General features: G+C 34.1%; 18 protein-coding genes and 1 tRNA gene. 8 read left to right on the top strand and 11 right to left on the bottom strand.

Features of this window, described 5'->3' with window-relative positions:
• The first annotated feature begins 39 nt into the window (after positions 1-39).
• The 5 genes from ACM55K_RS00690 to ACM55K_RS00670 all read left to right on the top strand — a co-directional run bounded on the left by ACM55K_RS00690 (position 40) and on the right by ACM55K_RS00670 (position 11,988).
• Positions 40-810, top strand: coding sequence for a sensor histidine kinase (locus ACM55K_RS00690; RefSeq protein ID WP_416848308.1), 771 nt, complete (start codon positions 40-42; stop codon positions 808-810).
• Entirely contained in the window at positions 773-1,492 is a 720-nt protein-coding gene (locus ACM55K_RS00685) for a LytR/AlgR family response regulator transcription factor (RefSeq protein ID WP_416848307.1), read from the top strand. The genes ACM55K_RS00690 and ACM55K_RS00685 overlap by 38 nt, the downstream gene beginning before the upstream one ends.
• 121 nt (positions 1,493-1,613) lie before the next feature.
• Positions 1,614-3,884, top strand: a complete 2,271-nt coding sequence (locus tag ACM55K_RS00680) for a cation:proton antiporter (RefSeq protein ID WP_416848306.1) — start codon at positions 1,614-1,616, stop codon at positions 3,882-3,884.
• A gap of 510 nt (positions 3,885-4,394) precedes the next feature.
• Positions 4,395-7,784, top strand: a complete 3,390-nt coding sequence (locus ACM55K_RS00675) for a T9SS sorting signal type C domain-containing protein (RefSeq protein WP_416848305.1) — start codon at positions 4,395-4,397, stop codon at positions 7,782-7,784.
• A 394-nt stretch (positions 7,785-8,178) separates the two neighbouring features.
• A complete protein-coding gene (locus ACM55K_RS00670) occupies positions 8,179-11,988 on the top strand; it encodes a T9SS sorting signal type C domain-containing protein (protein WP_416848304.1) in 3,810 nt (1,269 codons plus the stop codon).
• Positions 11,989-12,044: 56 nt separating this feature from the next.
• Here ACM55K_RS00670 and ACM55K_RS00665 read toward each other — a convergent pair whose 3' ends face one another.
• From ACM55K_RS00665 to ACM55K_RS00645, 5 genes are all read right to left on the bottom strand, one after another.
• Entirely contained in the window at positions 12,045-12,938 is an 894-nt protein-coding gene (locus ACM55K_RS00665) for a cupin-like domain-containing protein (RefSeq protein WP_416848303.1), read from the bottom strand.
• Between the two features lie 79 nt (positions 12,939-13,017).
• A complete protein-coding gene (gene bioB, locus ACM55K_RS00660) occupies positions 13,018-14,103 on the bottom strand; it encodes a biotin synthase BioB (protein WP_416848302.1) in 1,086 nt (361 codons plus the stop codon).
• Between the two features lie 99 nt (positions 14,104-14,202).
• Entirely contained in the window at positions 14,203-14,640 is a 438-nt protein-coding gene (locus tag ACM55K_RS00655; protein WP_416848301.1) for a hypothetical protein, read from the bottom strand.
• Positions 14,641-14,816: 176 nt separating this feature from the next.
• Complete coding sequence (locus ACM55K_RS00650) at positions 14,817-15,260, bottom strand: hypothetical protein (RefSeq protein ID WP_416848300.1); 444 nt, start codon at positions 15,258-15,260, stop codon at positions 14,817-14,819.
• A gap of 120 nt (positions 15,261-15,380) precedes the next feature.
• A complete protein-coding gene (locus ACM55K_RS00645; protein WP_416848968.1) occupies positions 15,381-16,310 on the bottom strand; it encodes a bifunctional riboflavin kinase/FAD synthetase in 930 nt (309 codons plus the stop codon).
• Between the two features lie 206 nt (positions 16,311-16,516).
• On the opposite strand from ACM55K_RS00645, the gene ACM55K_RS00640 reads away from it, so the two are divergent.
• Complete coding sequence (locus ACM55K_RS00640) at positions 16,517-19,198, top strand: zinc-dependent metalloprotease (protein ID WP_416848299.1); 2,682 nt, start codon at positions 16,517-16,519, stop codon at positions 19,196-19,198.
• Between the two features lie 54 nt (positions 19,199-19,252).
• Here the strand turns inward: ACM55K_RS00640 and pth are convergent, their stop codons facing one another.
• From pth to ACM55K_RS00625, 3 genes are all read right to left on the bottom strand, one after another.
• Positions 19,253-19,927: an aminoacyl-tRNA hydrolase gene (pth, locus tag ACM55K_RS00635; protein ID WP_416848298.1), complete on the bottom strand. Its 675-nt coding sequence runs from the start codon at positions 19,925-19,927 to the stop codon at positions 19,253-19,255.
• Positions 19,928-20,222: 295 nt separating this feature from the next.
• Complete coding sequence (locus tag ACM55K_RS00630) at positions 20,223-20,834, bottom strand: 50S ribosomal protein L25/general stress protein Ctc (RefSeq protein ID WP_066079356.1); 612 nt, start codon at positions 20,832-20,834, stop codon at positions 20,223-20,225.
• A 105-nt stretch (positions 20,835-20,939) separates the two neighbouring features.
• Positions 20,940-21,881, bottom strand: coding sequence for a ribose-phosphate pyrophosphokinase (locus ACM55K_RS00625; RefSeq protein ID WP_416848297.1), 942 nt, complete (start codon positions 21,879-21,881; stop codon positions 20,940-20,942).
• Positions 21,882-22,102: 221 nt separating this feature from the next.
• Between ACM55K_RS00625 and ACM55K_RS00620 the strand changes: the two genes are divergently transcribed.
• Together ACM55K_RS00620 and ACM55K_RS00615 are read left to right on the top strand one after the other, a co-directional pair.
• Positions 22,103-22,182 (top strand) — tRNA-Leu (locus tag ACM55K_RS00620).
• 146 nt (positions 22,183-22,328) lie between these two features.
• Complete coding sequence (locus tag ACM55K_RS00615; protein ID WP_416848296.1) at positions 22,329-22,724, top strand: hypothetical protein; 396 nt, start codon at positions 22,329-22,331, stop codon at positions 22,722-22,724.
• 508 nt (positions 22,725-23,232) lie between these two features.
• Here the strand turns inward: ACM55K_RS00615 and ACM55K_RS00610 are convergent.
• From ACM55K_RS00610 to araA, 3 genes are all read right to left on the bottom strand, one after another.
• Positions 23,233-23,580 carry a hypothetical protein gene (locus ACM55K_RS00610; protein ID WP_416848295.1) on the bottom strand — a complete coding sequence of 116 codons (348 nt, stop codon included), beginning with the start codon at positions 23,578-23,580 and terminating at the stop codon, positions 23,233-23,235.
• Positions 23,581-24,091: 511 nt separating this feature from the next.
• Positions 24,092-25,279 carry an aldose epimerase family protein gene (locus tag ACM55K_RS00605; protein ID WP_416848294.1) on the bottom strand — a complete coding sequence of 396 codons (1,188 nt, stop codon included), beginning with the start codon at positions 25,277-25,279 and terminating at the stop codon, positions 24,092-24,094.
• Positions 25,280-25,297: 18 nt separating this feature from the next.
• Complete coding sequence (araA, locus tag ACM55K_RS00600) at positions 25,298-26,812, bottom strand: L-arabinose isomerase (protein ID WP_416848293.1); 1,515 nt, start codon at positions 26,810-26,812, stop codon at positions 25,298-25,300.
• Positions 26,813-26,835 lie beyond the last annotated feature (23 nt).

Raw genomic sequence — 26,835 nt, 5'->3', positions numbered from 1 at the left:
AAAATGATTTTACATTCTAAAGTATTTTAAACATAAAATATGAATAAAATTCAAGAAAATAATGGTGTGATTTATATGTTTCTGGCAATTATTATGATACTGATAATTGCGCTTTGCTACCTTATTTATCGATTAATCCAATCAGGAAAAGCAAAAGAAAGTGTGGAAGAGAAATTTCATTTGCTGGAAATGAAAGTGAATACTTTACAGTTGGAAACATTAGAATCTAAACTTAATCCACATCTTTTTAAAAACATTCTCAATTCAATTCAGTCACACGCCTATCAAACGTACTTTGCGTTGGATAAATTGGCGAATGTGCTGGATTACATTTTATATGAAAGCCAAAAAAAGTTTGTTTCACCAAAAGAAGAAATCGAGTTTGCACTGAATCTGATAGAAATCAATAAAATTAAAGTCAGTCCGCTTTTTGAATTGAAAGTGAAAACCAAAATCAATGAAGGCGAGATGCTTTATGAACAACGGCTGTTAGCACCTTTAATTTCGATTGATTTAATTGAAAATGCGTTCAAACATGCTGATTTGCAAAGTGCTGATGCGTTTATTTCGGTATTATTTGAATTCAAAGACAATTGTTTCTATTTGACGGTTTCGAATAAAATTTCAGATAAAAAGACATTGAAAAAAGAACGAAGCGGTATTGGAGCGACTACATTGGAACAACGATTGAAAATTATATACAAAAATCAGTTCAAACTGGATAAATTTGTCGAAAATGACATTTATATTGCGCACTTAAAAATCAATCTTCTTGAATACAAAACTCAAATGCTTGCTGCTGGACGATGAATTACCGGGATTGACGTACCTGAAAATGCTTTGCGAGCAAATTCCGGAATTAGAAATCGTAAAAGCATTCGATAATCCTGAAAAATTACTGGCAGAAATTCCAAAACTCGATTTTGATTTGTGTATTTCAGATATCGAAATGCCAGGAATTGATGGTTTGACTCTTGCGAGTTTACTACAGAATAAATTAGTCATTTTTACCACTGCCTACAAAAACTACGCTGCCGAAGCATTTGATATTGATGCAGTTGATTACATCACAAAACCGGTTACAAAAGAGCGTTTGCAAAAAGCAGTTGCAAAGGCTTTGGAACGATTCAATAAACCCGCAGTTACTAAAAAATTCATTCATTTAAATACTGATAAAGGGAAAGCATTGTTATATTTTCATCAGATTCAATACATCAAAACTGCTGTGAGTGACAGTAGAGACAAGGAAGTATTTCTTGTTGACGGCAGTTCCCTGATTTTAAAAAACATTAATTTTGATTTGCTTTTGAGTCAGCTTCCTGAGACTGATTTTTGTAGAGTGAATAAAAAGGAAATTATTGCGATGACGGCGGTGAAATTTTTCAATCACAATGAAATTACGCTGAACCATCAAGAACAAAACGGAAAATTCACCACATTAATTTTGAGCGAAACCTATCGTTCTGATTTTTTAATAAAAGTCAAAATCTAACTTATTACAAAGTTTTCCATTCTTGTTACATTTGGCGGAAATTACCTTGTGTTTCCCTTTATTTCTCAAAAATCACTTCCCATATTTGCATCGTAAATGATTGATAATTTAAAAAGGTTGTATGAGAAGTTTTAAAAATTCGTTTTTTTATCTGATAATTATAGGGGGATCTTCTGCTTTGATGTATTGGATTGTGCTAAAAGGAAAAACGCTGGAAATAGGACGAAATATTGTTACTCACCAAATAGAAAACGGACATTGGAATGATTTTTTAACGTCGATGAACCACAATTTACAACATCCTTTAGCCATTCTTCTGGCACAAATCGTCACTATTATTTTGGTAGCTCGATTTTTTGGATGGGTTTGCAGAAGAATTGGGCAGCCAACAGTAATCGGGGAGATGATTGCAGGGATTGTTCTAGGTCCCTCTTTAATCGGGATGTATTTTCCCGAATTTTCGGCAATGTTATTTCCAAAAGACTCGTTAGGCAACTTGCAGTTTCTGAGCCAAATTGGATTAATCCTTTTCATGTTTGTTATTGGGATGGAATTGGATTTAAAAGTGCTTAAAAATAAAGCGCATGATGCTGTCGTTATCAGTCATGCCAGTATTATTATTCCGTTTACTTTAGGATTGGGACTTGCTTATTTTATATACCATTCTTTTGCTCCTCCAGGTGTTGAATTCCTTTCTTTTGGATTGTTCTTAGGAATTGCCATGAGCATTACCGCATTTCCAGTTTTGGCAGGTATTGTTCGGGAACGCGGAATTCATAAAACTAAATTAGGGGCAATTGTAATTACTTGTGCTGCTGCCGATGATATTACGGCATGGTGTATTTTGGCAGCAGTAATCGCCATTGTAAAAGCAGGTTCTTTTATGAGTTGTTTGTATGTTATTGGACTGGCGATATTCTATGTTATTGTAATGCTAAAAGTGGTTCGGCCTTTCCTAAAAAGAGTGGGTGATTTGAATTCCACCAGAGAAAGTCTGAATAAACCAGTTGTGGCTATTTTCTTTTTGACCTTATTATTGTCTTCTTATGCGTCTGAGTTGATAGGGATTCACGCTTTGTTTGGAGCATTTTTGGCTGGGGCAATCATGCCGGAAAACAATAAATTCCGCACTATTTTTATCGAAAAAGTAGAAGACGTTTCCGTTGTAATCTTACTTCCTCTGTTCTTTGTTTTTACGGGTTTACGAACCCAAATAGGATTAATCGACGACCCTTATTTATGGAAAATTACAGGCTTGATTATTTTGGTTGCAGTAGTTGGTAAATTTTTCGGGAGTGCCCTTGCGGCAAAGTTCGTAGGTCATAGCTGGAAAGACAGTCTGTCAATTGGTACCTTGATGAATACTAGAGGTTTGATGGAATTGGTGGTGCTGAATATTGGGTATGATTTAGGCGTTTTGTCCACTCAAATTTTTACCATGATGGTTATTATGGCACTGGCTACCACCTTCATGACTGGTCCGGCTTTGGATTTAATTAATTATATTTTTAAAACCAAAAACAGCATCGTGCCAGAAGAAATTAGCAATAAAAGTAAATACAAAATCCTGATTTCTTTTGCCACACCCGAAAAAGGAAAAATATTATTGAAAGTGGCCAATAGTTTGGTTAAAAAACAAAGTGGGAATACGGTTGTTACCGCAATGCATTTATCATTAAGTTCAGAGTTGCATTCCTTTGATGTGAAAGATTATGAACGAGAAATGTTTTTACCGGTTATTTCAGAATCAGAAAATTTGAATCAAAAAATAATTACCCTTTTCAAAGCATCAAATGATATTGATTCGGATATAACGGATACCGCTAATCATGGTGATTATGACTTGTTATTAGTAGGTTTAGGACAATCTATTTTTGAAGGAACACTGCTAGGGAAAGTGCTTGGTTTTACAACAAGAATCATCAATCCGGATCGTTTGATTGATAAATTTACAGGGAAAGAAGGTTTGTTTGAAAACTCTCCTTTTGATGAAAGAACAAGACAAATTATCGCTAAAAGCAAAATGTCAGTTGGAATTCTTGTGGATAAAGAATTAGATGAAATCAATCAAGTTTTTATGCCTATCTTTAGTGATGAAGATGCCTTTTTGATTGAATTTGCCCAAAAATTGATTCACAATAATGGTTCTCAAATTACGGTTTTGGATGCGGTTGGGCAAATTAGAAACAATCGTAAAATCCAAGAAGGGATTCGTTCCATAGAACAAATAGCACCTAATCACATTATGATGATGCAGGAAAGAACGATTAAAAAAGAGTTTTTAGAGCAGCAGGATTTGATGATCATTAGTTTAGAAAGTTGGAAAAAACTGCTGGATTCTCATAGTATTTGGCTCAATAATACACCATCGGTTTTGATTATTAAACCATAAAAATAATTGAATTAAAAGTAAAGTCCTGCATTTTTATAGAGACATGCAGGACTTTATTTTTAGTTTAAAGCGCTAAATTGAGTGCATAACTTATGCAGCAATATTATCTTCAAATTTAGGAAGTTGATTGGGCCCGTAACGGTAAACCAACTTAATTCCAAATCTTTAAAATTTGATTGAATTCTATTCCTGATTGAAAAAAAACCTTTGTTTAAAGGTCTTTCAGATTCATTTTGAAATCTATTTTTCTAAAGTCAAAAATCATTCTGTTGCGACAAAAATAAAACAGATATGTCTTTTTTAGGACGACATTTTTTGAGATTTATTCTTCTTAATATTAGAATTTTAAGAGTTTGTAAAAACAGCTACACAACGAGTAAATATGCATATGAACGACTTTATTATGTTATGCAAATTTGTTTTTTTTATTTTGTTTTTTAATGTAAGTTTTTTCTTTTAGAAAAACATGATTTCAAAAATGAATTTATTAAAAATAATGCAAATACTTTTATGAAAATATTTTTACCTAAGTCTACTTTTTTTATAATTATATTTTTGTTGTTTGCTTTTTATGGAAATGTAATTGCCCAAACATATACAATTACAGGAAATGTAAATGCTAGTACTTTAAGCTGCAATACATTTACAGGGTTTAATATAATAAACATTGGTAATGGGGCTACTACTTCTAATTTAATAATGGATGGGGATTTAGACTTGACAACTTGTTCTTTAGAACCAATTCAAATAATCGTAAACAATGCTACAATCGATTTTTCAACAGCGAATAAACGGGTGTACCTTCCAGAAGGTTCTTCAATAGTATTTATTAATGGCGGAACTTTAAACCCTGCTGGGGGGACTAGTGGAGGTTGTACCGGAAATGATAGGGTATATATAGGTGGTGTACTAATGGCAACTTGTCAAGGAGGATCGGGTCTTTTGGGTTTTGATGACTTAATTACTTTAGGTGGAACTGGGAGTGCAACATCAAATTCTCCAGTTTGTGTTGGAAACGCTATTAATCTTAGTGCAACTCCATCACCAAACGGAGGGCCATACACCTATTCATGGTCTGGCCCCAATGGGTTTTCAAGTACTAGCCGGAATCCTACGATTACTAATTCTGTAACTGCAGCTGCGGGTATATATACAGTAATAATGACTTCAACAACTCTAAGTTCTAATAAATCCATTGTAGCTAAAGCCACAATTGTCGTTAATTCTGGCTCGACTACAGCAGCTCCAACAGTGACTCTTACACAGCCAACTTGTTCTGTTTCAACAGGAAATATAACAATAACAGCACCTACAGGTTCTGGAATGAAATACAGTATTGATGGCTTAACATACATAAATACAAATGGTGTCTTTGCTACATTGGTTTCGGGAACATATAATGTAACAGCCAGGAATTCATCTGGATGTATTTCTTCAGGAACTAGTGTAACTATAAACGTACAACCAGCAACACCAGTGCAGCCAATTTTAAGTATTGAAACACAGCCAACCTGCACCATCTCAACGGGAAGTTTTACAATAACTAATTATAATGCATCTTATACCTATGTTGTAAGTCCGTTAGCAGGAGTGACAATTTCTGGAAATACAGTAACTGCGCCAACTGGAAGTTATAGCTTAACGGCTACCTTAGGAACTTGTACCTCTATTGCATCATCTAGCAAAGTAATTAATGCACAACCTGTAACGCCAACTGCAGGGTTAACAAGCAATGATGCTGATAATACATTTTGTTTAGGGACATCGGTAACATTTACTGCTTCAGGCGGAACGAATTATAATTTTAGAGTAGCTGGAACAAGTGTTCAAAGTGGTGCAGCAGTTACATTTAACACAACTACATTAACTAATGGACAAGTAGTTGATGTGATAGTTACGAATGCATCAGGATGTACTGCAACAAGTTCAGGAATTACTAATACAGTAAACTCTTTGCCTACAGCTCCAACATTTACACCGGGAGATATTACACAGCCTAATTGTTCTACAGTAACTGGAAGTGTTGTTCTGAGCGGTTTGCCGGCAACAGGCGTTTGGAATTTATATCAAGATGGTAGTGTAACACCATTAATAACTGCAGGAGCAGGAATTAGTACAACTATTACTGGTCTTTCTACAGGAACTTACACTTATACGGTTTCAAATGGTACTTGTATGTCGGTTGTTTCTGCCAATGTAGTGATAGATCCAGTAATTACTGCAACTTGGAACGTTATTTCAGGTGTTGGATCTTGGACTAATGGACCTCCAACAAGTGCAAAATCCCTTATTTTTAATGGATTATACTCTTCAGTTTCTGACGTTGATGGTTGTTCTTGCCAAGTGAATTCAGGTAATTCGGTAACTATTTTATCAGGAGGAACTCTAAAAATAACTAACGGGGTTACTGTTTTAGGCACAGGGATATTAACATTCGAAAATACTGCCAGTTTGGTACAAATTAATGATAATGCAATAAATTCAGGAAACATAACTTATAGGAGAAGCAATTCCACAACTAGGGAGACAGATTACACCTATTGGTCTTCGCCAGTGGCAGGGCAAACATTGAAAAAGGTTTCTCCCAACACCCCATCGAATTTGTTTTATTCGTTTAATGCAGCTGTAAATAATTGGAACCAAGAGAATTCAGCTAATGTTATGACAATAGGTCTTGGCTACATCATTAGAGGACCGCATTATACATCAATACCACCTCCAGGGTTCTATGAAGCTCTTTTTCAAGGGGTACCAAACAATGGAAATATTTCTATTCCAATTCCATTTGCAGGAAAAGCAACTTCGAATCTTATAGGTAATCCTTATCCATCCGCTTTAAATGCAGATTTGTTTTTAACAACAAATAGTGCAGTATTGGACGGAACCCTTTATTTTTGGACACACAAAACAGAAATTGGCATTGGAGTTAGCAATCCAGGTACTGGAGTTTATGCCTACTCATCAGATGATTATGCGACTTATAATCTAACGGGAGGAACTGCAACAAGAACTGGTAACTTTGTAGGGCTTGTTGAGCAAATATCCAATAAACCTTCAGGTAAAATTGCTTCGGGACAAGGATTTTTTGCAACTGGTATAGCTGCTGGTAATGCGGTATTCAATAACAATATGCGTATTTCTGGCGGGGCTTCTGGTGTCAATAACTCTCAGTTTTTCAAGGTAACTAAAAATTCAAAAACAATAAATACTATTGAAAAACATCGCGTTTGGCTTAATTTAACCAACAATCAAGGCGCGTTTAAGCAAACCTTGGTTGGTTATATTACCAATGCCACTAATGGTTATGATGATGCTTTTGATGGGCAGAGTTTTGATGGGAATAAGTTTGTTGATTTTTATAGTGTTAACGAAAGTGAAAATTTAACAATACAAGGAAGAGCCTTACCTTTTGATGAAAATGATAAAGTTCCTTTGGGCTTTAGTTCTACTATTAAAGGTGTTTTTTCAATAGCTATTGATGAAGTAGATGGATTACTAGCGTCTAAGGATATTTTTATTGAAGATAAGAAAATTAATTGTGTCAAAAACCTAAAAGAGGGAGCATATAGCTTTTCAACAGAAGCAGGAGTTTTCAACGATCGTTTTATATTGCGATATACAAATACCAATACCAATAAAACTTTAGGAAAGGGTACTTTTAATACATTAGAAAATATAGTTTTGGTTTCTAAAGATAAAAATGAATTAAAAATAAAATCAGAACTTGAAAATATAAAACGAATTACCGTTTTCGATTTGCTTGGAAGAAAAGTGTTTGATAAAGGAGCAATAGAAAGCAATGAATTTAATATCTTAAATAGTACTTTAAATAAGCAAACTGTAATAGTAAAAATAACTTTAACTACTGGCCAGATAATTTCTAAAAAAGTTATTTATTAGAAACATTTGATCAATTTGACAACGATTAAAAAATCCCATTCTGAATATAAACAGAATGGGATTTTTTGATTTAATAAATAAAAATTAGGAACAGTTAATCTGTTTTCCGCTCATTCATGATAAGTCTATTGTGAATTTAAATTCCTTAAGACCTTCTATCGCTAACATGGCTTTCCCCAAAATCATATTTCTGTAAAAAACAAAATCAATCATTTTTGTAAGTAAATATCACTAAATGTGGGTATTGTGGAATAAAAACATAGTCTCTACTTTTATAGATGTTGTTGAGAGGAAAAACTGCGGATTATCTCACGATTCATATTGGAACCATAAATTCAATTTAAATTTGAAAGCAAAGCTATATTTTTTCGTTATTTTGTTTGGTCTTTTTTTTATGAGTCCAATTTATTCCCAACAAGGGAAAGTAGATTTAGCGTTTAATACCTTCGATGATGGACTTCAAGGGGATGGCTTTGATAATACAGTTAGAACTGTTTCTTTACAAACCGATGGAAAATTAATTGTAGGAGGGGATTTTTTGAATTTTAATGGTGCTGCAACCTCGTATTTATGTAGATTGTTTTCAGATGGATCTAAAGATATTTCCTTTGAATCAGGCTCCGGTTTTAACGGAAAAATATATTGTTCTCTACTGCTGCCAGATGGGAAAATAATTTTGGGTGGATCTTTTACCGCTTTTAATGGCTCAACTGTTGGACGATTAATACGATTGAATAGTGATGGTTCTTTTGATGTCACTTTTAATACTTCACTAGCCGCAAACACTGGTATAGTCCATAATGCTGCTTTGCAAACTGATGGGAGTATAATTATTGTAGGCAGTTTTACTAAATATAATGGGTTAAATGCGAATCATATAGCTCGTATATTGCCAAACGGAAATTTAGATGTTTCTTTTATTACGGGTTCTGGTGCTAGTGGTGCGGCAGAAGAAGTTCAGGTTCAAACTGACGGTAAAATAATTGTGGCAGGCTCTTTTATTTCATTTAGTGGCACTACTTGTAATAGAATAATCAGATTAAATGCTAACGGTAGTATTGATGCTACTTTTGGAATTGGAACAAGTTTTAATGGTGACATTGGGGCTCTTTTTTTACAGTCAGATGGTAAAATTTTAGTTGGAGGTGATTTTGGAATCTTTAATGGGACTTCAGCCAATAAGATAATTCGATTGAATACTAATGGTTCCATTGACGGAAGTTTTATTTCCGGATCAGGATTTGGCACTGGTGGAGTCGATATTATCAAAGTGAATTCTGTCGGTGCAATTATGGTTGCTGGTTCTTTTGCCAGTACTTATAATGGAACCGATGTGAACAGATTAGTTTTATTGGGACCTAATGGAGTTATTAGCTCAACTTTTGATATCGGATCTGGACCAGCAACAGCAACAGTATATGCCTTGGTAGGCGATTTAAATGGGTCGTGGTATGCAGGCGGTTCTTTTTCTATTTTCGATTCACAAAACCAGGGACGTCTTGCTAGAATTGATGCCATTGGAAGCTTAGATATTGGCTATCTTACCGCTGGTGTAGGTTTTGATAATTCGGTTTTAAAAGTCATTTCCTTACCGGATAATAAAACAATGGCTTTTGGAAGTTTTACTAAATTCAACGGAACGAGTGCTAATAGAATCGCTTGTTTGTTGGAAGATGGAGCTATCGATACCTCTTTTAATTCTTTAGGGGTTGGAGCAAATAATATAATTAAGAGCGCTGTTATACAAACAGATAATAAAATTATTTTAGTAGGTAGTTTTACAAATTATAATGGAGTTGCTGTTAACAGAATAACGAGAGTGTTATCCAATGGGGATTTAGATACTTCATTTACAATTGGTACAGGGGCTAACAATCAGGTCTATGCTGTAGCACTTCAGCCTGATGGGAAAATAATTATTACTGGAAATTTCACAATTTATAATGGTGTTTCTTCAAATAGAATCGCCAGATTATTACCTGATGGGACTCTTGATTTGGGCTTTAATATTGGTTTGGGTGCGGACGCCATAGTAGAAACTATTTTATTACAATTAGATGGGAAAATAGTTTTAGGTGGACGGTTTACAACTTTCAATGGGATTTCGTACAACCGAATGGTCCGCTTGAATAAGGATGGAAGTATCGATTCTAGTTTTTCTATTGGTGTTGGTTTTGATAAATACGTATATACAATTGCCCTGCAATCGGATAATAAACTAATTGTTGGAGGAACATTTTTAAATTATGGAAGTGCTTCTGCAAAAAGAATAGCCAGACTGAATAGTAATGGTAGTTTAGATACTTCTTTTCCTTCAGGAACAGGTTTTAGTAATGGAGAAATTAGAACAATTTTGATCCAACGTGACGACCGATTGCTGATAGGAGGAACTTTTTCTGGAACGTATAATGGAGTTTCTGTCAAACGTATGGTCCGATTGCTTGCGACCGGAGTTTATGACACTACTTTTTTAGTAAATTTAAACAGTACGTTGTATAGTATTTGCTTTACTCCAAATAACAAAGTGATGATTAGCGGAAATTTTAATTCTATTTCAGGAGTAACAAAACATCGTGTTGCTCGAATTAAATTATGTACCAATAGCTCTATTTGGGATGGTACTGCTTGGAGTAATGGTTTGCCTTCGGCTGAGAAAACAATTATATTCACTGGGAATTATCCTCTTTTTAATTCGATGAATGTCTGTTCTTGTTTAATAAGTGCGGGGAATACAGTTACAATTCCAAACGGAAATACTTTGGGATTAATTTTTGATTATTCAGGATTAGGGACATTAGTCTTTGAAAACAATGCTTCTCTTTATCAATCCGATGATCAAATCATTAACACAGGAAGTATTCGAATAAAAAGACAAACTACGCCAATTCTTAAAACGGATTATACTTATTGGTCTTCGCCAGTTTTAAATCAAAAGTTGATTGATGTATCTCCTAATACGCTTTCGGATAAGTTTTATTCTTTTGATGCTATCACAAATAAATGGCATAATGTAGTGCCAACAAGTGTAATGGGTCTAGGAACTGGTTATATCATTCGAGGTCCTGAAAGTTTTTCAACAATAAATCGGGCTACTTACGAAGCTGTTTTTACGGGAGTTCCTAACAATGGAATTGTTTCGGTTCCAATAACTTCAATTAGTACTTCAAATCTTATAGGAAATCCATATCCTTCAGCAATTGACGCAGATGTTTTTATAACAACAAATGCCGGAATCACAGATGGAACTATTTATTTATGGACACATAATACGGCTATTACAAATAATGTTTACACCTCTGATGATTATGCGGTTTATAACTTGTCAGGAGGAATTGGAACAAGCGCAGCATTAAAATTGGGAGTAAATAATACTAAACCGGATGGTAAAATAGCCTCTGGACAGGCTTTCTTCGTAACTAGTATAAATGGAAGTGGAGCTGCTGTATTTAATAATAGTATGCGTGTTATTGGGAATAATACGAATTTTTTCAAATCTAATTCAATAAAAAAATATAAAGGGTTGAATATAGAGAAAGACCGAATTTGGCTGAACCTTTCCAATAGTCGGGGAGCTTTCAAACAAACCTTAATCGGTTATATAGAAGGAGCTACTAACGATTATGATACCAGTTTTGATGGAGAAAGTTTCGATGGGAATGTATATATAGATTTTTATAGTATTAACCAGGATAAGAATTTAGTAATTCAGGGTAGAGCTTTGCCATTTAGGCAAACAGATATTGTTCCGTTAGGTTATAGTACCACTATTGAAGGTGTTTTTACAATAAATATAGATGCTGTCGATGGATTACTCTCCAGTCAGAGCATCTTTGTTGAAGACAAGTTAAATAATACAATCTTTGATTTAAAAAGCGGAAGTTATATGTTCAATACAAAAATAGGAACTTTTAATAATCGTTTTGTATTGCGCTATACGGATAAAACATTAGCTACAAATGAATTTGAAATAGTGAATAATTCAGTTTTAGTATCTAATAAAAATAAGCAGATACAGGTAAAATCTGCTTCGCAAATAATAGATAAAGTTATAATTTATGATTTGTCAGGAAGAAAAATATATCAAAAGAATAATGTGAATGATGTGGAGTTTTCTGTTTTTAATTTGGTTTCGAGTCAGCAAATTTTGTTGTTAAAAATTGTATTTAAAAATACTAAAACGGTAGTCAAGAAAATCATGAATTAAGATATGTGAATATTAAAAAATCAAAAAATGTATTTTATATAAAAAAACGACTTGCTTTAAGTGACTTTGGAGCTTATGTCTTGATTAATATTTAATTTTTTGTGAGTATGTATTATGGCTTCTTCATTTTTATAATCTATCCATTTCTGCCCTTTTAGTTTGCGCATAAAGTTGTCAAAATAACGCATAATCATTAGGTTGTAAGCAGCTTTTGATAGACTGGATATTTTTCGTGGGAAAGCTCGTAAACTCATTGAAAATCCAGGTTCGAGGTATTTCATATAATGCCAATATCCTTCAGGCATGTATAGCATTTCTCCATGATTTAGTTTGCAAATATATCCTTTTGCTTGTTTTAAAGCTGGCCATTTATCAAAATCAGGATTGTCAAAATCAATATCTTCTCTGCAGATTAATGAATGGGGAATTTTATATAAAAAAGGAGTCTGATGGGGATCAAATAAAACACATTGTTTTTGACCATCAAATTGAAAATGGAGTATATTCGAATAATCGATATCAAAGTGCATAAATACTTTGGAGTTTTTACCTCCAAAAAAAAGCATCGGTAATTGTTTTATTAAACGTAATCCAATATCAGGCCATTTAAAATCCTTGTGAAGAATGGGTAGTTCCTTCATTAAATCATAAAGAAATATTCTGTAATTAGTAGGTTTTGATTGTAATAAATCAATGTAGTTTGCCATCTTCATTTTGGCATGAGTCTCATTAAAACCATCTTTGTGTGAAACAGGTCGGTTATCATACAAAGAAACTACTTTTTCACCAGCTATAGATTTGATGTAGTTGAGGTTCCATTTTTTGTATGCGGGCCAATCTTGTGTCAATTTTTCAACAACTAAAGGCTTTTGTTTTTTGACATAATTAATATAAAAATCATCTTTTGAAATGGTATTAACGCGCTCTATTTCGGTAAGATCTATTTTCATGAATTAAAAATTAAAAAATGCTCTTAATTTTTAGGCTAAGAGCAAAATTAGAAAAGTTTAATTTATAGTAAAATCAATACTATTTTTCTTTCGTAGATGCTTCAAGATTTCTCTCTATTGTGTGTCCTGGTCTTGACCATTTTGGTTTTTCTCCAAGAGGTGCGAATTGTGAATCTGCCGCTTCAACCGTTTGAGGCTGAGAAACTTTTGTGAATGGTTTTTGAGGGTTCAAGCCTAGCATTTCAAACATTTTCATGTCTTCATTTACATCTGGATTCGGTGTAGTTAATAGTTTGTCTCCTGCAAAAATAGAATTAGCACCAGCAAAGAAACACATGGCTTGGCCTTCGCGGCTCATGTTCATTCTTCCAGCGGATAAACGCACTTGAGTTTCAGGCATAATAATTCGGGTAGTGGCTACCATTCTTATCATTTCCCAAATTTCTACTGGTTTTTCTTCTTCCATTGGCGTTCCTTCAACAGCAACCAAAGCGTTTATTGGCACGGATTCCGGTTGGGGATTTAGTGTAGAAAGTGCTACAAGCATTCCTGCTCTGTCTTCAATGCTTTCTCCCATTCCAATAATTCCACCACTACAAACAGTAACATTCGTTTTACGAACATTCTCTATAGTTTGCAAACGGTCTTCAAATCCGCGTGTTGAGATTACTTCTTTATAATATTCTTCTGAAGTGTCTAAATTGTGGTTATAGGCATATAAACCAGCTTCTGCCAAACGATGCGCTTGGTTTTCAGTAATCATTCCAAGTGTACAGCACACCTCCATGTCAAGTTTGTTTATGGTACGAACCATTTCCAGTACTTGATCAAATTCAGGACCATCTTTTACATTTCTCCAAGCTGCTCCCATGCATACACGGGAAGAACCGCTTGATTTTGCGCGCAAAGCTTGTGCTTTTACTTGACTAACCGACATTAAATCATTGCCTTCAACAGCGGTGTGATAACGGGCGGCCTGTGGACAGTATCCGCAATCTTCTGGGCAACCGCCTGTTTTTATGGATAATAAGGTCGAAACTTGAACGACGTTTGGATCATGATGTTCTCTATGAGTAGAAGCTGCTTCATAAAGCAAATCCATCATAGGTTTGTTATATATTGCGATAATTTCTTCTTTCGTCCAGTTATGTTTTGTAATGCTCATCGATACGATTTTTTGATGCACCAAAAGTAGTCAAATTGTTCTAAAGAAGCAATGGAATAGTATCTAAAAGCTGATTAGAGAATAATTTAACAGACAATGTTAATCTGTTGTAAGGCGGTTGTTCCAATATAGCATGAGCAACATAGTAACAATTACTGAAGATGCAATTCCTTCAAATAGCAAGCAAATAGAATAAGTGTTTACGGACGGGTTTCCGCCAAATAAAAATGTTTTTGATAAGGATTTCACATAGGAGTCTCCACCTTGCATGTAGCTGTAGACTACTAATCCGATGATACTTAAAAATACTCCTATGAGTGATGTGATCATTGCTGATATGGCATTGGTAATAAAGTTTTTTTTACCTTCAGCAACATTCATTTCGATGGTTTTATTAACGCCATAAAAAACAAAAAATACATTAATGATGCGTAAATAAAATAAATCAGCGTAGCCTAGTGCATTCATTAACAAAAAATAGATTGTAATTCCAGCAAAAATAATACCTCCGTTTACTAATTCTTTAGGTAGTTTCATTTGATTATTTTTTATAATTAAAAATAGAACACATATCTGAATTATCTAAAGAGTGTCTTTTTTGAACTAAATAAATTGAATAGAGCGAAAGAGAAAAACGTAATATAGTTATTGAAATTTGTTTTTTCTTAGCAATTGAACACAGAGGAAAACGTTCATTTCTAATTGATTTAATTTTAATGTTTGTCCGAAGAGTAACGGCTTTCCCAATATAGCAACAACATAAATGTTACAATTACGGCTGATACGATTCCTTCAAAAAGCAGAGAAATTGAATATGTCATCACGGATGGATTTCCGCCAAATAGAAAAGTTTTCGACAAAGATCCTACATAGGCATCGCCACCTTTTGAATAGCTGTAAATTATGAGTCCAATGATACTTAAAAAAACTCCTGTGAGCGATGTAATCAATGCTGAAACAGCATTGGAAACAAGAATAGTTTTTCCTTCTGTAAAATTTGTTTTTAAAGTTCGGTTGGTGCCGTAAAATACAAATAATACATTGAATAGGCGCAAGTAAAACAAATCAGCAAGGCCCAAAAGCTCCATTAACAAAAAGTAAAGTCCAATTCCCAGGAAAATTATAAATCCGTTGTAAAATTCTTTTGGCAGTTTCATAGGATTAATTTTTAGAAGAGTTAAAAATAATACGACGATGATAAATGATACATATATTCAAATTTACAGAAAATATGACAATATTGTACGAAATGTGTTAAAAAATAATCTTACAGAAAGCTAAATTTTATTAAGGTAGGTTAGTGCGGTTTCTTTGTCTTTTTCAAGTTGCTGTTTTAAAAGCGTAACAGACTCGAATTTTTGTTCTGAACGGATTCTGTGTAACATGGAAACCCTGATTTTTTGATTGTATAAATCTTCATTGAAATCAAAATAATGAATTTCTATAGATTGACTTTGCCCTTCAACGGTAGGATTGAATCCAATATTCATCATTCCAAAAACAGTTTTTTGATTGAGGGTACTTTTTACAATGTAAACCCCGTTTTGTGGAATAAGCTTGTAGTTTTCTTCAATTTTTAGGTTCGCGGTTGGGAAATTAATAGTTCTCCCTAATTGTTTTCCTTTGACAATAATTCCGGTCAGGAAATAATCATATCCTAAATATTCATTGGCCAAATCCATATCTCCATCTAGCAATGCTTTCCTAATTTTAGTAGAACTCACAGAAATATCATTTATTTCCTGAACTGATATTTGTTCTACTTCAAAATCGTATTGTTTTCCAAAATCAATAAGATCATCAATATTAGCAGTGCGATTTCTCCCAAATCGATGGTCGTAACCAATAATTATTTTTTGAATATGAAAACGATCTACAAGAACGGTTTTGACAAACTCTTCGGCAGTTAATCTCGAAAAAGTTTCGTCAAAAGGATGGATTACAAGATTTTCAATACCTATTTCTTCCAATAAATCTATTTTTTCGTCAATGGTATTAAGTAGTTTTATATCGGAATGCTCCTGTAAAACCATTCTGGGATGAGGAAAAAAAGTAAGAACTAAACTTTCATAATTCTCGTTTTTAGTTTTTTGTATTACTTTTTCCAGAATTTTTTTGTGACCAATATGAACTCCGTCAAAGGTGCCCAAAGTTAGGATTGTTTTTTTTGTGGAACTGAAATCGTTTATAGAATGAAAAATTTTCAAAGCAAATGTTTTATAATAGTGCAAATTTATACTATCTATTTTAAAAGTAACGGTATGAGGAATTGATTTTCGCATAGGTTTCTAAAAAAATGGCTTAAAAACAAAAAATAGACATTTAGAAACTAAGAATTCATTCAATATATTAGGGATTGCGCTGATACATTAATATAAATACTTTAATTTTGATGCTAAAATGTTTTCAAATCATGAAAAAAATTATACTATTTTTTATTGTTATTCTCTCGAGTTCAATAGCGCATGCGCAAAATGGTTCTCCTTGGAAAAGAATAGATCAAAATAAGGTTGCTTTTTCAGATAAGATTAGCCCTAAGCTGAGTGCTGATAATGAATTGTTGTTTAAATTAGACGAAGTTGCGATTAAACAATTTTTGGAGCCACTTCAGAATAATACAGCAAAGGAAAATAGAGTTGAAATTTCTATTCCGAATATGAATGGTATTTTAGAAAAGTTTTCAGTTTGGGAATCCTCTAATTTTGAGCATGAGTTGCAGGTAAAATATCCAGATATCAGAGCTTATAACGGTATTGGAATTACAGATCGAAATGCATCACTTTATTTCAGTTTTTCACCACAGGGAATTCAAACCATGATTCTAAGGGGAGATAGTGGGTCGGAATTTATTGAACAAGATTCTAATGACAAAACAGTATATGTTCTTTTTAATTCCAAAAACAGAACCAGAGGAAGTTTGCCTTTTTCCTGTAAAACTGAAGATGTAGCTTTAAACAAACAATTATTAAAACAAACCAGTAAAATTGCAGCGAGTAACAGAGTCTTTAAAACTTTAAGACTGGCTTTGTCTTGTACGGGAGAATATACTGCCTATTTTGGAGGAACTTCAGCAGGAGCATTGGCGGGTATGAATGCTACTATGACACGAGTGAATGGTATTTTTAATAAAGATTTAGCCGTAGAATTGAAGATTATCGCTAACAATACTGCTATTATTTATACTAATGCCACAACAGATCCTTATTCTGATGCCACTGCAGGAGCTGGAGGAGCTTGGAGTCAAGAGTTACAGAGTACTTTAACGAGTACTGTAACTGATGGAGGATATGATATAGGACATTTATTTGGAGCTACAGGTAATGGGGGTAATTCAGGTTGTATAGGTTGTGTGTGTGTAAGTCCTACAGGTGCTGCTCCATTAGCCAAAGGGAGTGCTTTTACGTCACCAGCTGATGCAAAACCGCAAGGCGATACATTTGACATTGATTTTGTAGCTCATGAGATGGGGCATCAACTAGGAGCAAACCATACCTTTTCTTATGCGCTTGAAGGGACTGGAGTGTGCGTTGAGCCGGGAAGCGGATCAACCATTATGGGATATGCTGGGATTACGGATTATGATGTTCAAGCTAATTCGGATGATTACTTTGCTTATGCAAGCATTAAGCAAATACAAGATAATCTACTAACAAAAAACTGTCCTGTCAGTACAGCAGTAAGTAATAGTCCACCAACAATTAGTGCTGGTTTAGATTATATAATACCTAATGGTACGGCTTTTAAGTTGACCGGTACTGGTTCTGATGTTAATGGCGATACTATTTCTTATTGCTGGGAACAAAATGACACGGCAACAACTACAAGTGGAGCAAACAGTATCGCTTTACCTACCAAAGCTGATGGTCCTCTTTTTCGATCGATGTATCCAACTAGTTCGCCTATACGATATATGCCAGCTTACAATACTGTATTGTCCAGTAAATTAACTACAGCTTGGGAGTCAGTTTCCACAATAGCCAGAACACTTCATTTTACTTTAACAGGCAGGGATAATGTTAATGCTACAATTGGAACCGCTCAAACGAGTACAGATGAAATGATTGTAAATGTAAGCGGAACAGTTGGTCCATTTGCTGTTACATCACAAAATACAGATAATTCAAGTTGGTTGCAAGGAACAACACAAACAGTAACCTGGAGTGTAAGTGGCTCAAATGCTTTAGCTGGATCTGCAAATGTAAATATCAAGCTTTCTACAGATGGTGGATTGACATTTTCCACAATTTTAGCTTCGGCTACTCCAAACGATGGTTCTCAAGTAATTACAGTTCCAAATGTTACTGCAAAAAAATGTAGGATTTTAATTGAGCCAACCGCAAATATTTATTATGCCATAAATAGTAAACCCTTTGCTATTGGATATACGGTTGCTTCATCTTGCAATACGTATGCTTTTGCAACCCCTTTTCCCATAACGGATTCACCTACTTATACTTCTAAAATAGTTAATGTGCCTAGTTCGACTGGAACTGTCTCAGATGTAAATTTTGCAGTAGGTTTTACTCATTCGTATTTGTCAGATGTACAAATAGAGGTGGTAAGCCCGCAAGGTACTACTGTGAAATTATTTGAAAGAAGCTGTGGGGATACTAATAATAGTTTAATATTGAATTATGATGATTTGGGAGGTATACTTGCTTGCGGAACTACTGCTGCTCAAATTGTAGCTCCATTTGAGCCATTGTCCGCTTTTAATGGGCAAAATCAACAGGGAGTTTGGACATTGAGAGTTCGGGATGCTTATCAGGCTAATGTGGGGACGTTAAATTCGGCATCGATAACCATTTGTGCGGAAACCTTTACTTTAGCAGCTCCTGATTTTCAGATAAATAATTTAGTCTTCTATCCAAATCCAAACAAAGGAAATTTTAACTTGAAATTTACCAGTGATTCAACTAGTACAATTAAAGTACTAGTACACGATTTGTTAGGTAGAAAAATTTTCGAAAAAGAATATGGAATTCAACAAAATTTCAATGAAAATATCCAATTAAAAAATGTTCAGTCGGGACTTTATTTATTGACGGTAATTGATGGAGATAAAAAAGAGGTAAGAAAAATAGTGATCGAATAATCAAAATAGAATTTACTAAAAAAGGGAAACGGTTTTAAAACGTTTCCCTTTTTTTTATTTTCCATTAAATGCCGTCATGGTAATTTCTAATCCAGCAGTTCCAAATGATTTTATAATCTCGGAAGCTAATTCTAATCGTTCAGGAAGCGCTGCTTTTTCAGCATCGTCCCAGTCTCCAAGGACATAATCAATTTGTTTCCCTTTTTTGAATTCATCGCTAATTCCAAAACGGAATCTCGTGTAATTCTGCGTGTTCAAAACAAGATTGATATTCTTTAATCCATTGTGTCCACCGTCGCTTCCTTTTGGTTTGATGCGAATCGCTCCAAAGGAAAGGTTCAAATCATCCGTAATGACTAAAATATTTTCCAAAGGAATGTTTGCTGCCGTCATCCAGTATTGTACCGCTTTCCCGCTCAAATTCATGTATGTGTTGGGTTTCAAAAGTAAAAAAGTTCTTCCCTTGAATTTATATTCGGCGAGGGAACCCAGTTTTACGGTTTCGAAGTTGACTCCTTCTTTTCTGGCAAAGAAATCGACTATTTTAAAACCGATGTTGTGTCTTGTGTTTACATATTCGGCACCAATGTTGCCGAGTCCAACTATTAAAAATTTATTACTCACGCTTTTTATATTGTTTTTTTTGTGTTCGTGAACCTCCGGTTTCATACAATCCGTATTGTCGTCTATTTTTGGTGATGTGAATAAATTTGAAATCCATTTTATCATGCTGCAAAAATAGACTTAATTAGAGTATTGGACTATTAGATTTTTAGAAAATCGTTATTGGAGACAAAATATTTCTAGATAGCCCTGATGGGAGTGGCATCCTTTTTTTTATTTATCTTGTTTGGGTTTTGAACCCTGATAGGGTAAATGAAAAAAAAGATAGAACGGACAGCAGGAGAAGTGTTGTTCTGAAAACGGATAGCTGTGCTCCTAAATAGAATCTGAAACAAGTTCAGATTAAATAAAAAAAGCACCAGTTTTACAACTGATGCTTTCTTGAATGATTGAAAAAATATTATTTTTTCTTTCCTTTTACAGGAGCTTTTGCTGCTTTTGCTGCTTCTTGAGCTGCTTTCATAGCCGCACGAGAGATTCTTACTTGAGCAACAACAGTGTTTTCAGGGTGAATCAATTTGTAGTTGTCGTTAGCTAATTTAGTAACGTACAATTTGTTTCCCATTTCAAGTGGAGTAATGTCAGCTTCAATAAAATCTGGAAGATTTTTTGGTAAAGCTTTTACTTTAAGTTTACGTGTATTCAAACGTAAAACACCACCAGCAAGAACTCCTTTAGAAGTTCCAACCACTTTTACAGGAACTTCCATAGTGATTTCTTTGTCATCAAATAATTGAAAGAAGTCAATATGTAAAATCTTGTCAGACACTGGGTGAACCTGAATGTCTTGTAAAATGGCGTTAAATGATTTTCCTTTTCCAAGATCGATCTCAACTGTGTGAGCGTTTGGAGTGTAAACCAAGTTTTTGAAAGCCATAACTTCTGCTGAGAAATGAACTGCCTGATTTCCTCCGTATAATACGCAAGGAACCAATCCAGCATTACGTAAGGCTTTAGTCGCAACTTTGCCCACGCTTTCTCTTTCTGATCCTTTAATTGTAATCGATTTCATTGTAAAAAAAATATAGTTATTAAATAATATTACTTGTTTGGCTTCTAGCTTTTGGCTATCAGCATGACTTTATAACTTTAAGACATTTGACTTTACGACTTATGTCTACATTATAAACTTTCCACTAATGGAATTGTTGTGGTGTACCATGTGCATAACTTCGGCAAAAAGTGGTGCACAACTCAACACTTTTATTTTGTTTGATTCTTTCTTTAATGGAATAGAATCGGTAACTATTAATTCGCTCAATTGCGAGTTTTCTATTTTTTCGTAAGCACCACCTGATAAAATGGCGTGTGTACAAATGGCTCTTACACTTAAGGCTCCTTTTTCGATCATTAAATCTGCGGCTTTCGCCAAAGTGCCTCCGGTGTCAATCATGTCATCTATTAAGATTACATTTCGGCCTTTTACCTCACCAATTAATTCCATGGTGTCGATAATGTTTGCTTCTTTTCTTTGTTTGTAGCAAATAACTACATCGGAGTTTAAAAATTTAGAATACGCATAGGCTCTTTTAGAGCCTCCCATATCTGGTGAAGCAATCGTCAAATTGTCTAAGCCTAAACTTTCTATATACGGTATGAAAATAGTCGATGCAAAAAGGTGATCTACTGGTTTTTCAAAGAATCCTTGAATTTGATCGGCATGCAAATCCATTGTCATTACTCTTGTTGCTCCCGCAGCATCTAATAAATTAGCTACTAATTTAGCCCCTATCGGAACTCTTGGCTTATCTTTTCTATCTTGTCTTGCCCAACCAAAGTAAGGAATTACTGCTGTAATGTGTCTTGCCGAAGCACGTTTTGCAGCGTCAATCATCAGTAACAATTCCATTAAATTATCGGCAGTAGGAAAAGTAGAACAAACAATAAAAACGCGTAAACCTCTGATAGACTCTTCGTAAGAAGGTTGAAATTCACCATCGCTGTACTTTGATACGGTGATTTTCCCTAACGGAATTCCGTATTGTTCTGCTATTTTTTCTGCAAGATAGACACTTTGTGAACAAGCAAAAATTTTAGCTTCTGGTTCTAGGTGTGACATTTAATTTGTTGTTTTGTAGTTAGTTGTGTGTTCCGTTTTTAGCGAGGTGCAAATTTATAAAATTTATTCAACTCTGAAAGAAAAATTTTAAGTATTTTTAGTTGAACATTTAATATTATTTTTTACATTTGCACCGTGTTAAAGGAATTGATGGTTGATTTAAATACAATCACATCTTTTATTGCGTTTGAAGTAACTGTCGTTATTTCATGTCTAGCTAAGCCCGGATGGCGGAATTGGTAGACGCGCTGGTCTCAAACACCTGTGGGAAACCGTGCCGGTTCGACTCCGGCTCCGGGTACAAAAACCGCTTCGAAAGAAGCGGTTTTTTTGGTTTTATACTTTACTTACTTTATCTCATTTCTCTAAGCGCTTCTGCTTGTGCTATTTTTCTTTATATTTGTTCTATATTAATGTTGGTATTTAATTTATTTAAAAGTTCAATAAATGATGAAATTAACCGAAGATAGAAAGACTATAATATTAAAATTAATTAATGAGTTTAAGAAAAATGAAAACTCATTGTTAAAAAGCGATTTTAATATTATTATCAACAATCCGAAAGAATTAAATGAAATAACGGCGATTTTAAAAGACCAATTAGAATTAATCTTTTCTCCGAATAAAGAAATGTTTAGATTAACTAAAAGAGGGAGACAATTTACTTCATTTAAATATATCGAAGATGAACATGAATCAAAAAGGAATAGTAAAGAAATAGAGCTATTAACTTTGCGAAAACTAAAATTTGAGCAATTTCCAGCTAAATTCTGGTGGTTAATCATAATAATAACATCGATAATTTCTATTTTGACAACTTTGTTAAATAATCAAATTAATTAAAAATTTTATTTACCACTATTCATTTTCTTTGAAGATAAATTATACCTCAATTTAAAATTTTGATTGAGGTTTTAAGCAATGTCTGCGTGATACTTGAGCCAAAAGTCAATAAACTTGACTCTGTTCTAAGTTCAATTTTAGACGTGCTGTCAAAAATTCAATCAGATGCAAATGACAACTTCAGTACATTAGAAAGTAAAATAGACGAACTACGTGGGCATACAGGAAAAGAGTTTAACCTGTGGAAATTGAATTAGAAAAGATTCAAAACGTTACAGGCTATGAAGCATTATACGCAAACATTCTTCCAAGATCTGCAAAGCCAGAAGCGTAAAAAAATAATAAATATACAAAGAAAGGCGTTCCGTTTTATGTTCGCCTTTTTATGTTAATTACCTGTCCAGTTTAAACCGGAACAGGTGTAACCGGAATAAGCATTAATTATTTTTTATCTCCCGTCCTTTAGATAGCGATATAGTTATAATATCGTTTTGGAAGAATACTCAAATTAATATTTTTTCAAATATGCTCTCACTACATCGTCAAAATACTTATTTAATTTATTGTTCTTTTGAGTGTTATTCCAAACCATATCGGGTCTAATGGATTTAATTTTCGACAATGTTAAGACACCATTTTTATAGGTATAAGAAGCAAATATTTTTACCATTATTTCCTCATCCTCATCATTACTCCCTAATTCAATGGTACTTTTTGTCTTATCTAGTGAATTAAAGATTTTAAGAGGTATTTTAATCTTATAAATTTGATTTCCTGTTTCTCCATAAAAGTTATTTTTTTGCCCTATTACCATAACCGAAGTTAAAAGAAGTAATACAAAGATTATTTTTTTCATTTTTTACGATTTAGATTAATAAAACTCAAATTTAACCTATTAAAAATTATCTTCTTTGAGGTTTTCCGTAAAACCAACAATATTTTGATGATTTATTATGTTTGAAGTATGCAGGCTAAAAATTAACTAGTACTCTGATACTATTTTAACTACATCGTTTTTTATATAAATTTATTTTCGTATTCCTGTAAGTGGAAATTAAAAACTTAATTATAAAAAAGTAGTTTTGTTAGCTTTATTTGCTTCATATGCGGGAAAATTTAATTTAACTTGAACAAGACACCACTCTACGAAGAGTTCTTTGAAAATGGGAATGGGCTGCGAATATTTCCGACTTTGTGGCTCATATGCTATGTGAGAAGTCTCGTATCTTCACAAGATAAAGCATAAAAAAGCCCGAAAGTATTACTTTCGGGCTTGCTAACTAATTCCATATGATAAACCAAACCATTCAACTTATTAATTATGGTATAGAAAAATAATCTATAATAGTTAGTGTCTTTTTTTAAATTTATTTTACTGAAAACTTAAATGTTGTTTTTGTTTTGTAATTCTCCCCTGGGCTTAAAACCGTAGATGGAAAATCTTTTTGATTTGGAGAATCCGGATAATGTTGCGTTTCTAAACATAAACCAGTTCTGTGCGCATACGTCCCACCATTTCTCATTGGTAAAGTTCCGTCTAAAAAGTTTCCGGTATATAATTGTATTCCTGGTTGATCAGTGTATACTTCAAGAAATCTTCCGCTTCCTGCATCATAAGCTGAAGCTGCAAAACGTTCGCCTTTACCTTGATTGTTCAATACCCAACAATGATCATAACCCAATCCTTTTTTCAACTGATCGTCTTTAGCTTCTATGTCTTTTCCAACCACTTTTGGTTTTCTAAAGTCGAAAGGGGTATTCGTTACATCGGTCAATTTACCTGTAGGTATTAAGGTCGCATCTACTGGAACTAATTTGTCAGCATCGATAGTTATTTCATCATTTAAAATAGGTTTTGTAAAATCAGCTGACAGGTTGAAATACGAATGTTGTGTCAAATTCACGATTGTTTTCTTGTCTGTAGTCGCTTCATAAAGCACATCTAGGGAATTGTCATTTTTTAACGTGTAGGTTACAAAAACAGTTAAGTTTCCTGGATATCCTTCTTCCATGTCTTTACTCACATACTTCAATTTTAAAGAAGCGCTGTCTCCACCTTTTGCTTCAGTGGCAGTCCAAACGACTCTGTGGAATCCTTCTGGCCCACCATGTAAGGCATTTGGTTCGTTATTGATGGCTAAAGAATATTCTTTTCCGTCCAAAGTAAATTTACCTTTTGCAATTCGGTTACCATATCTTCCAATAAGGGCTCCAAAATACGGATTGGGTTTCATGTATTGTTCCAAAGAATTAAAACCAATAACAACTTCTTCTGAAACTCCAGCTTTGTTAGGAACTTTCAGAGAAGAAATAATACCACCATAGGTAATAATATTTACTTCCATTCCTTTTTGGTTTTTCAGGGTGTAGCGATCGACTTGTTCTCCTTTATCCGTTTTACCATATGCCGCTTTTGCTATAGATACTGAATCTGTAGCTTTAGCGTCTAAAGTAGTTTCGTCGGCTCCAGCCTTTTTATCTCCTTTACATTGAATATTCATACTTGCTAAACTCATAATGGAAATTCCATAAATACAACGTTTTACTATATTCATAATTTTAAATTTTTGGTGTTACATGCCATGTTGAAAAAGATGGTAATACGCTTCGTTAGCATTGATTTTATCCTTGAAGTCTCTAATCGTTGTTTTCTCATCGATAACAAGCAATTCTATTCCTGCAATATCGGCAAAATCTTCCATATATTCCGTCGTTATCACTTGGCTGTAAACCGTATGATGCGCACCACCTGCTAATATCCATGATGTTGCTGCTATATCTAAGTTAGGTTTGCAATCCCATAAAACACGTGCGACAGGAAGTTTAGGCAAATCAGCCATAGGCGCTACTGCTTCTACTTCGTTTACAATCAATCTGAAACGGTTACCCATATCAACTAATGAAGCATTAATTGCATTTCCTGCAGCTACATTAAATACTAAACGAACTGGATCTTCTTTTCCTCCAATTCCTAATTGGTGCACTTCACAAGAAGGTTTTGCATCAGCAATAGAAGAACAGATTTCTAACATGTGAGAACCTAAAACATATGATTTTTCAGGTGTAAAATGATACGTATAATCTTCCATGAATGAAGTTCCGCCTTGGTTTTCAAGACCTACATTCATTACTTTCATCGCTCTAAGCATCGCTGCAGTTTTCCAGTCACCTTCACCACCAAAACCGTAACCATCAGCCATAAGGCGTTGTACTGCAATTCCAGGAAGTTGTTTTAACGAACCAAGATTTTCGAAAGTATCTGTAAATGCTTTAAAACCACCTTCTTCAAGGAAAGCTCTAAGTCCTATTTCTATTTTAGCAGCTTCTACTAATGAGTCTCTTTGAGCACCACCTTTTTGAAGCGCTGGAGCTAATGTATAAGATGCTTCATATACTTCAACTAGTTTGTTTATGTCGGCATCAGAAACCGTGTCAATATGTTTTGTAACATCCGAAGAGTCGAAACCATTTACCGAAAAACCAAAACGGATTTGGGCTTCGACTTTATCTCCTTCGGTTACTGCAACTTCACGCATATTGTCTCCAATTCTGGCAACTTTTAAGTTTTGGAATTCATCCCAACCTAAAACCACTCTGGACCAAATAGCTAATTTTTTTTGAACACGTTCGTCTTCCCAGTGTCCTACAACCACTTTGCGTTTTTTACGCATTCTGGACATGATGAAACCAAATTCTCTATCTCCGTGAGCCGATTGATTTAAGTTCATAAAGTCCATATCCATAGAAGCCCATGGAATTTCAGCGTTGAATTGTGTATGTAAGTGACACAATGGTTTTTTAAGAATACTTAAACCGCCAATCCACATTTTAGCAGGCGAAAAAGTATGCATCCAAGCCACAATACCAATACAGTTTTTGTTCGAATTAGCTTCTAAACATACATTAGTAATTTGAGATGGAGATTTTACTACATCTTTATACACAATTTTTACGGGTATGTGTGATGAAGCATCTAATCCTTTTGCAATGTGTTGTGAATGTTCCGCTACTTTTCTAAGTGTCTCTTCACCGTATAATTCTTGGCTTCCTACTACAAACCAAATTTCTTTTTGAGATATATCGATCATATTTTTTGTTTAATCGTTTATTT

Origin of the sequence: Flavobacterium arabinosi, from assembly GCF_048158725.1 — a bacterium.
Classification (GTDB): Bacteria; Bacteroidota; Bacteroidia; order Flavobacteriales; family Flavobacteriaceae; genus Flavobacterium; species Flavobacterium arabinosi.
Note: the sequence above shows the minus strand (reverse complement) of the source record. Positions and strands in the feature narration are given on the sequence as shown.

Coding starts and splice junctions, on each gene's coding strand:
- ACM55K_RS00665 (WP_416848303.1), bottom strand. CDS start 12,938: ATGAAAATAGATCTTACCGAAATAGAGCGCGTTAATACCATTTCAAAA.
- ACM55K_RS00680 (WP_416848306.1), top strand. CDS start 1,614: ATGAGAAGTTTTAAAAATTCGTTTTTTTATCTGATAATTATAGGGGGA.
- ACM55K_RS00655 (WP_416848301.1), bottom strand. CDS start 14,640: ATGAAACTACCTAAAGAATTAGTAAACGGAGGTATTATTTTTGCTGGA.
- ACM55K_RS00615 (WP_416848296.1), top strand. CDS start 22,329: ATGATGAAATTAACCGAAGATAGAAAGACTATAATATTAAAATTAATT.
- ACM55K_RS00690 (WP_416848308.1), top strand. CDS start 40: ATGAATAAAATTCAAGAAAATAATGGTGTGATTTATATGTTTCTGGCA.
- bioB (WP_416848302.1), bottom strand. CDS start 14,103: ATGAGCATTACAAAACATAACTGGACGAAAGAAGAAATTATCGCAATA.
- ACM55K_RS00650 (WP_416848300.1), bottom strand. CDS start 15,260: ATGAAACTGCCAAAAGAATTTTACAACGGATTTATAATTTTCCTGGGA.
- ACM55K_RS00640 (WP_416848299.1), top strand. CDS start 16,517: ATGAAAAAAATTATACTATTTTTTATTGTTATTCTCTCGAGTTCAATA.
- ACM55K_RS00610 (WP_416848295.1), bottom strand. CDS start 23,580: ATGAAAAAAATAATCTTTGTATTACTTCTTTTAACTTCGGTTATGGTA.
- ACM55K_RS00625 (WP_416848297.1), bottom strand. CDS start 21,881: ATGTCACACCTAGAACCAGAAGCTAAAATTTTTGCTTGTTCACAAAGT.
- ACM55K_RS00605 (WP_416848294.1), bottom strand. CDS start 25,279: ATGAATATAGTAAAACGTTGTATTTATGGAATTTCCATTATGAGTTTA.
- araA (WP_416848293.1), bottom strand. CDS start 26,812: ATGATCGATATATCTCAAAAAGAAATTTGGTTTGTAGTAGGAAGCCAA.
- pth (WP_416848298.1), bottom strand. CDS start 19,927: ATGATAAAATGGATTTCAAATTTATTCACATCACCAAAAATAGACGAC.
- ACM55K_RS00675 (WP_416848305.1), top strand. CDS start 4,395: ATGAAAATATTTTTACCTAAGTCTACTTTTTTTATAATTATATTTTTG.
- ACM55K_RS00670 (WP_416848304.1), top strand. CDS start 8,179: ATGAGTCCAATTTATTCCCAACAAGGGAAAGTAGATTTAGCGTTTAAT.
- ACM55K_RS00630 (WP_066079356.1), bottom strand. CDS start 20,834: ATGAAATCGATTACAATTAAAGGATCAGAAAGAGAAAGCGTGGGCAAA.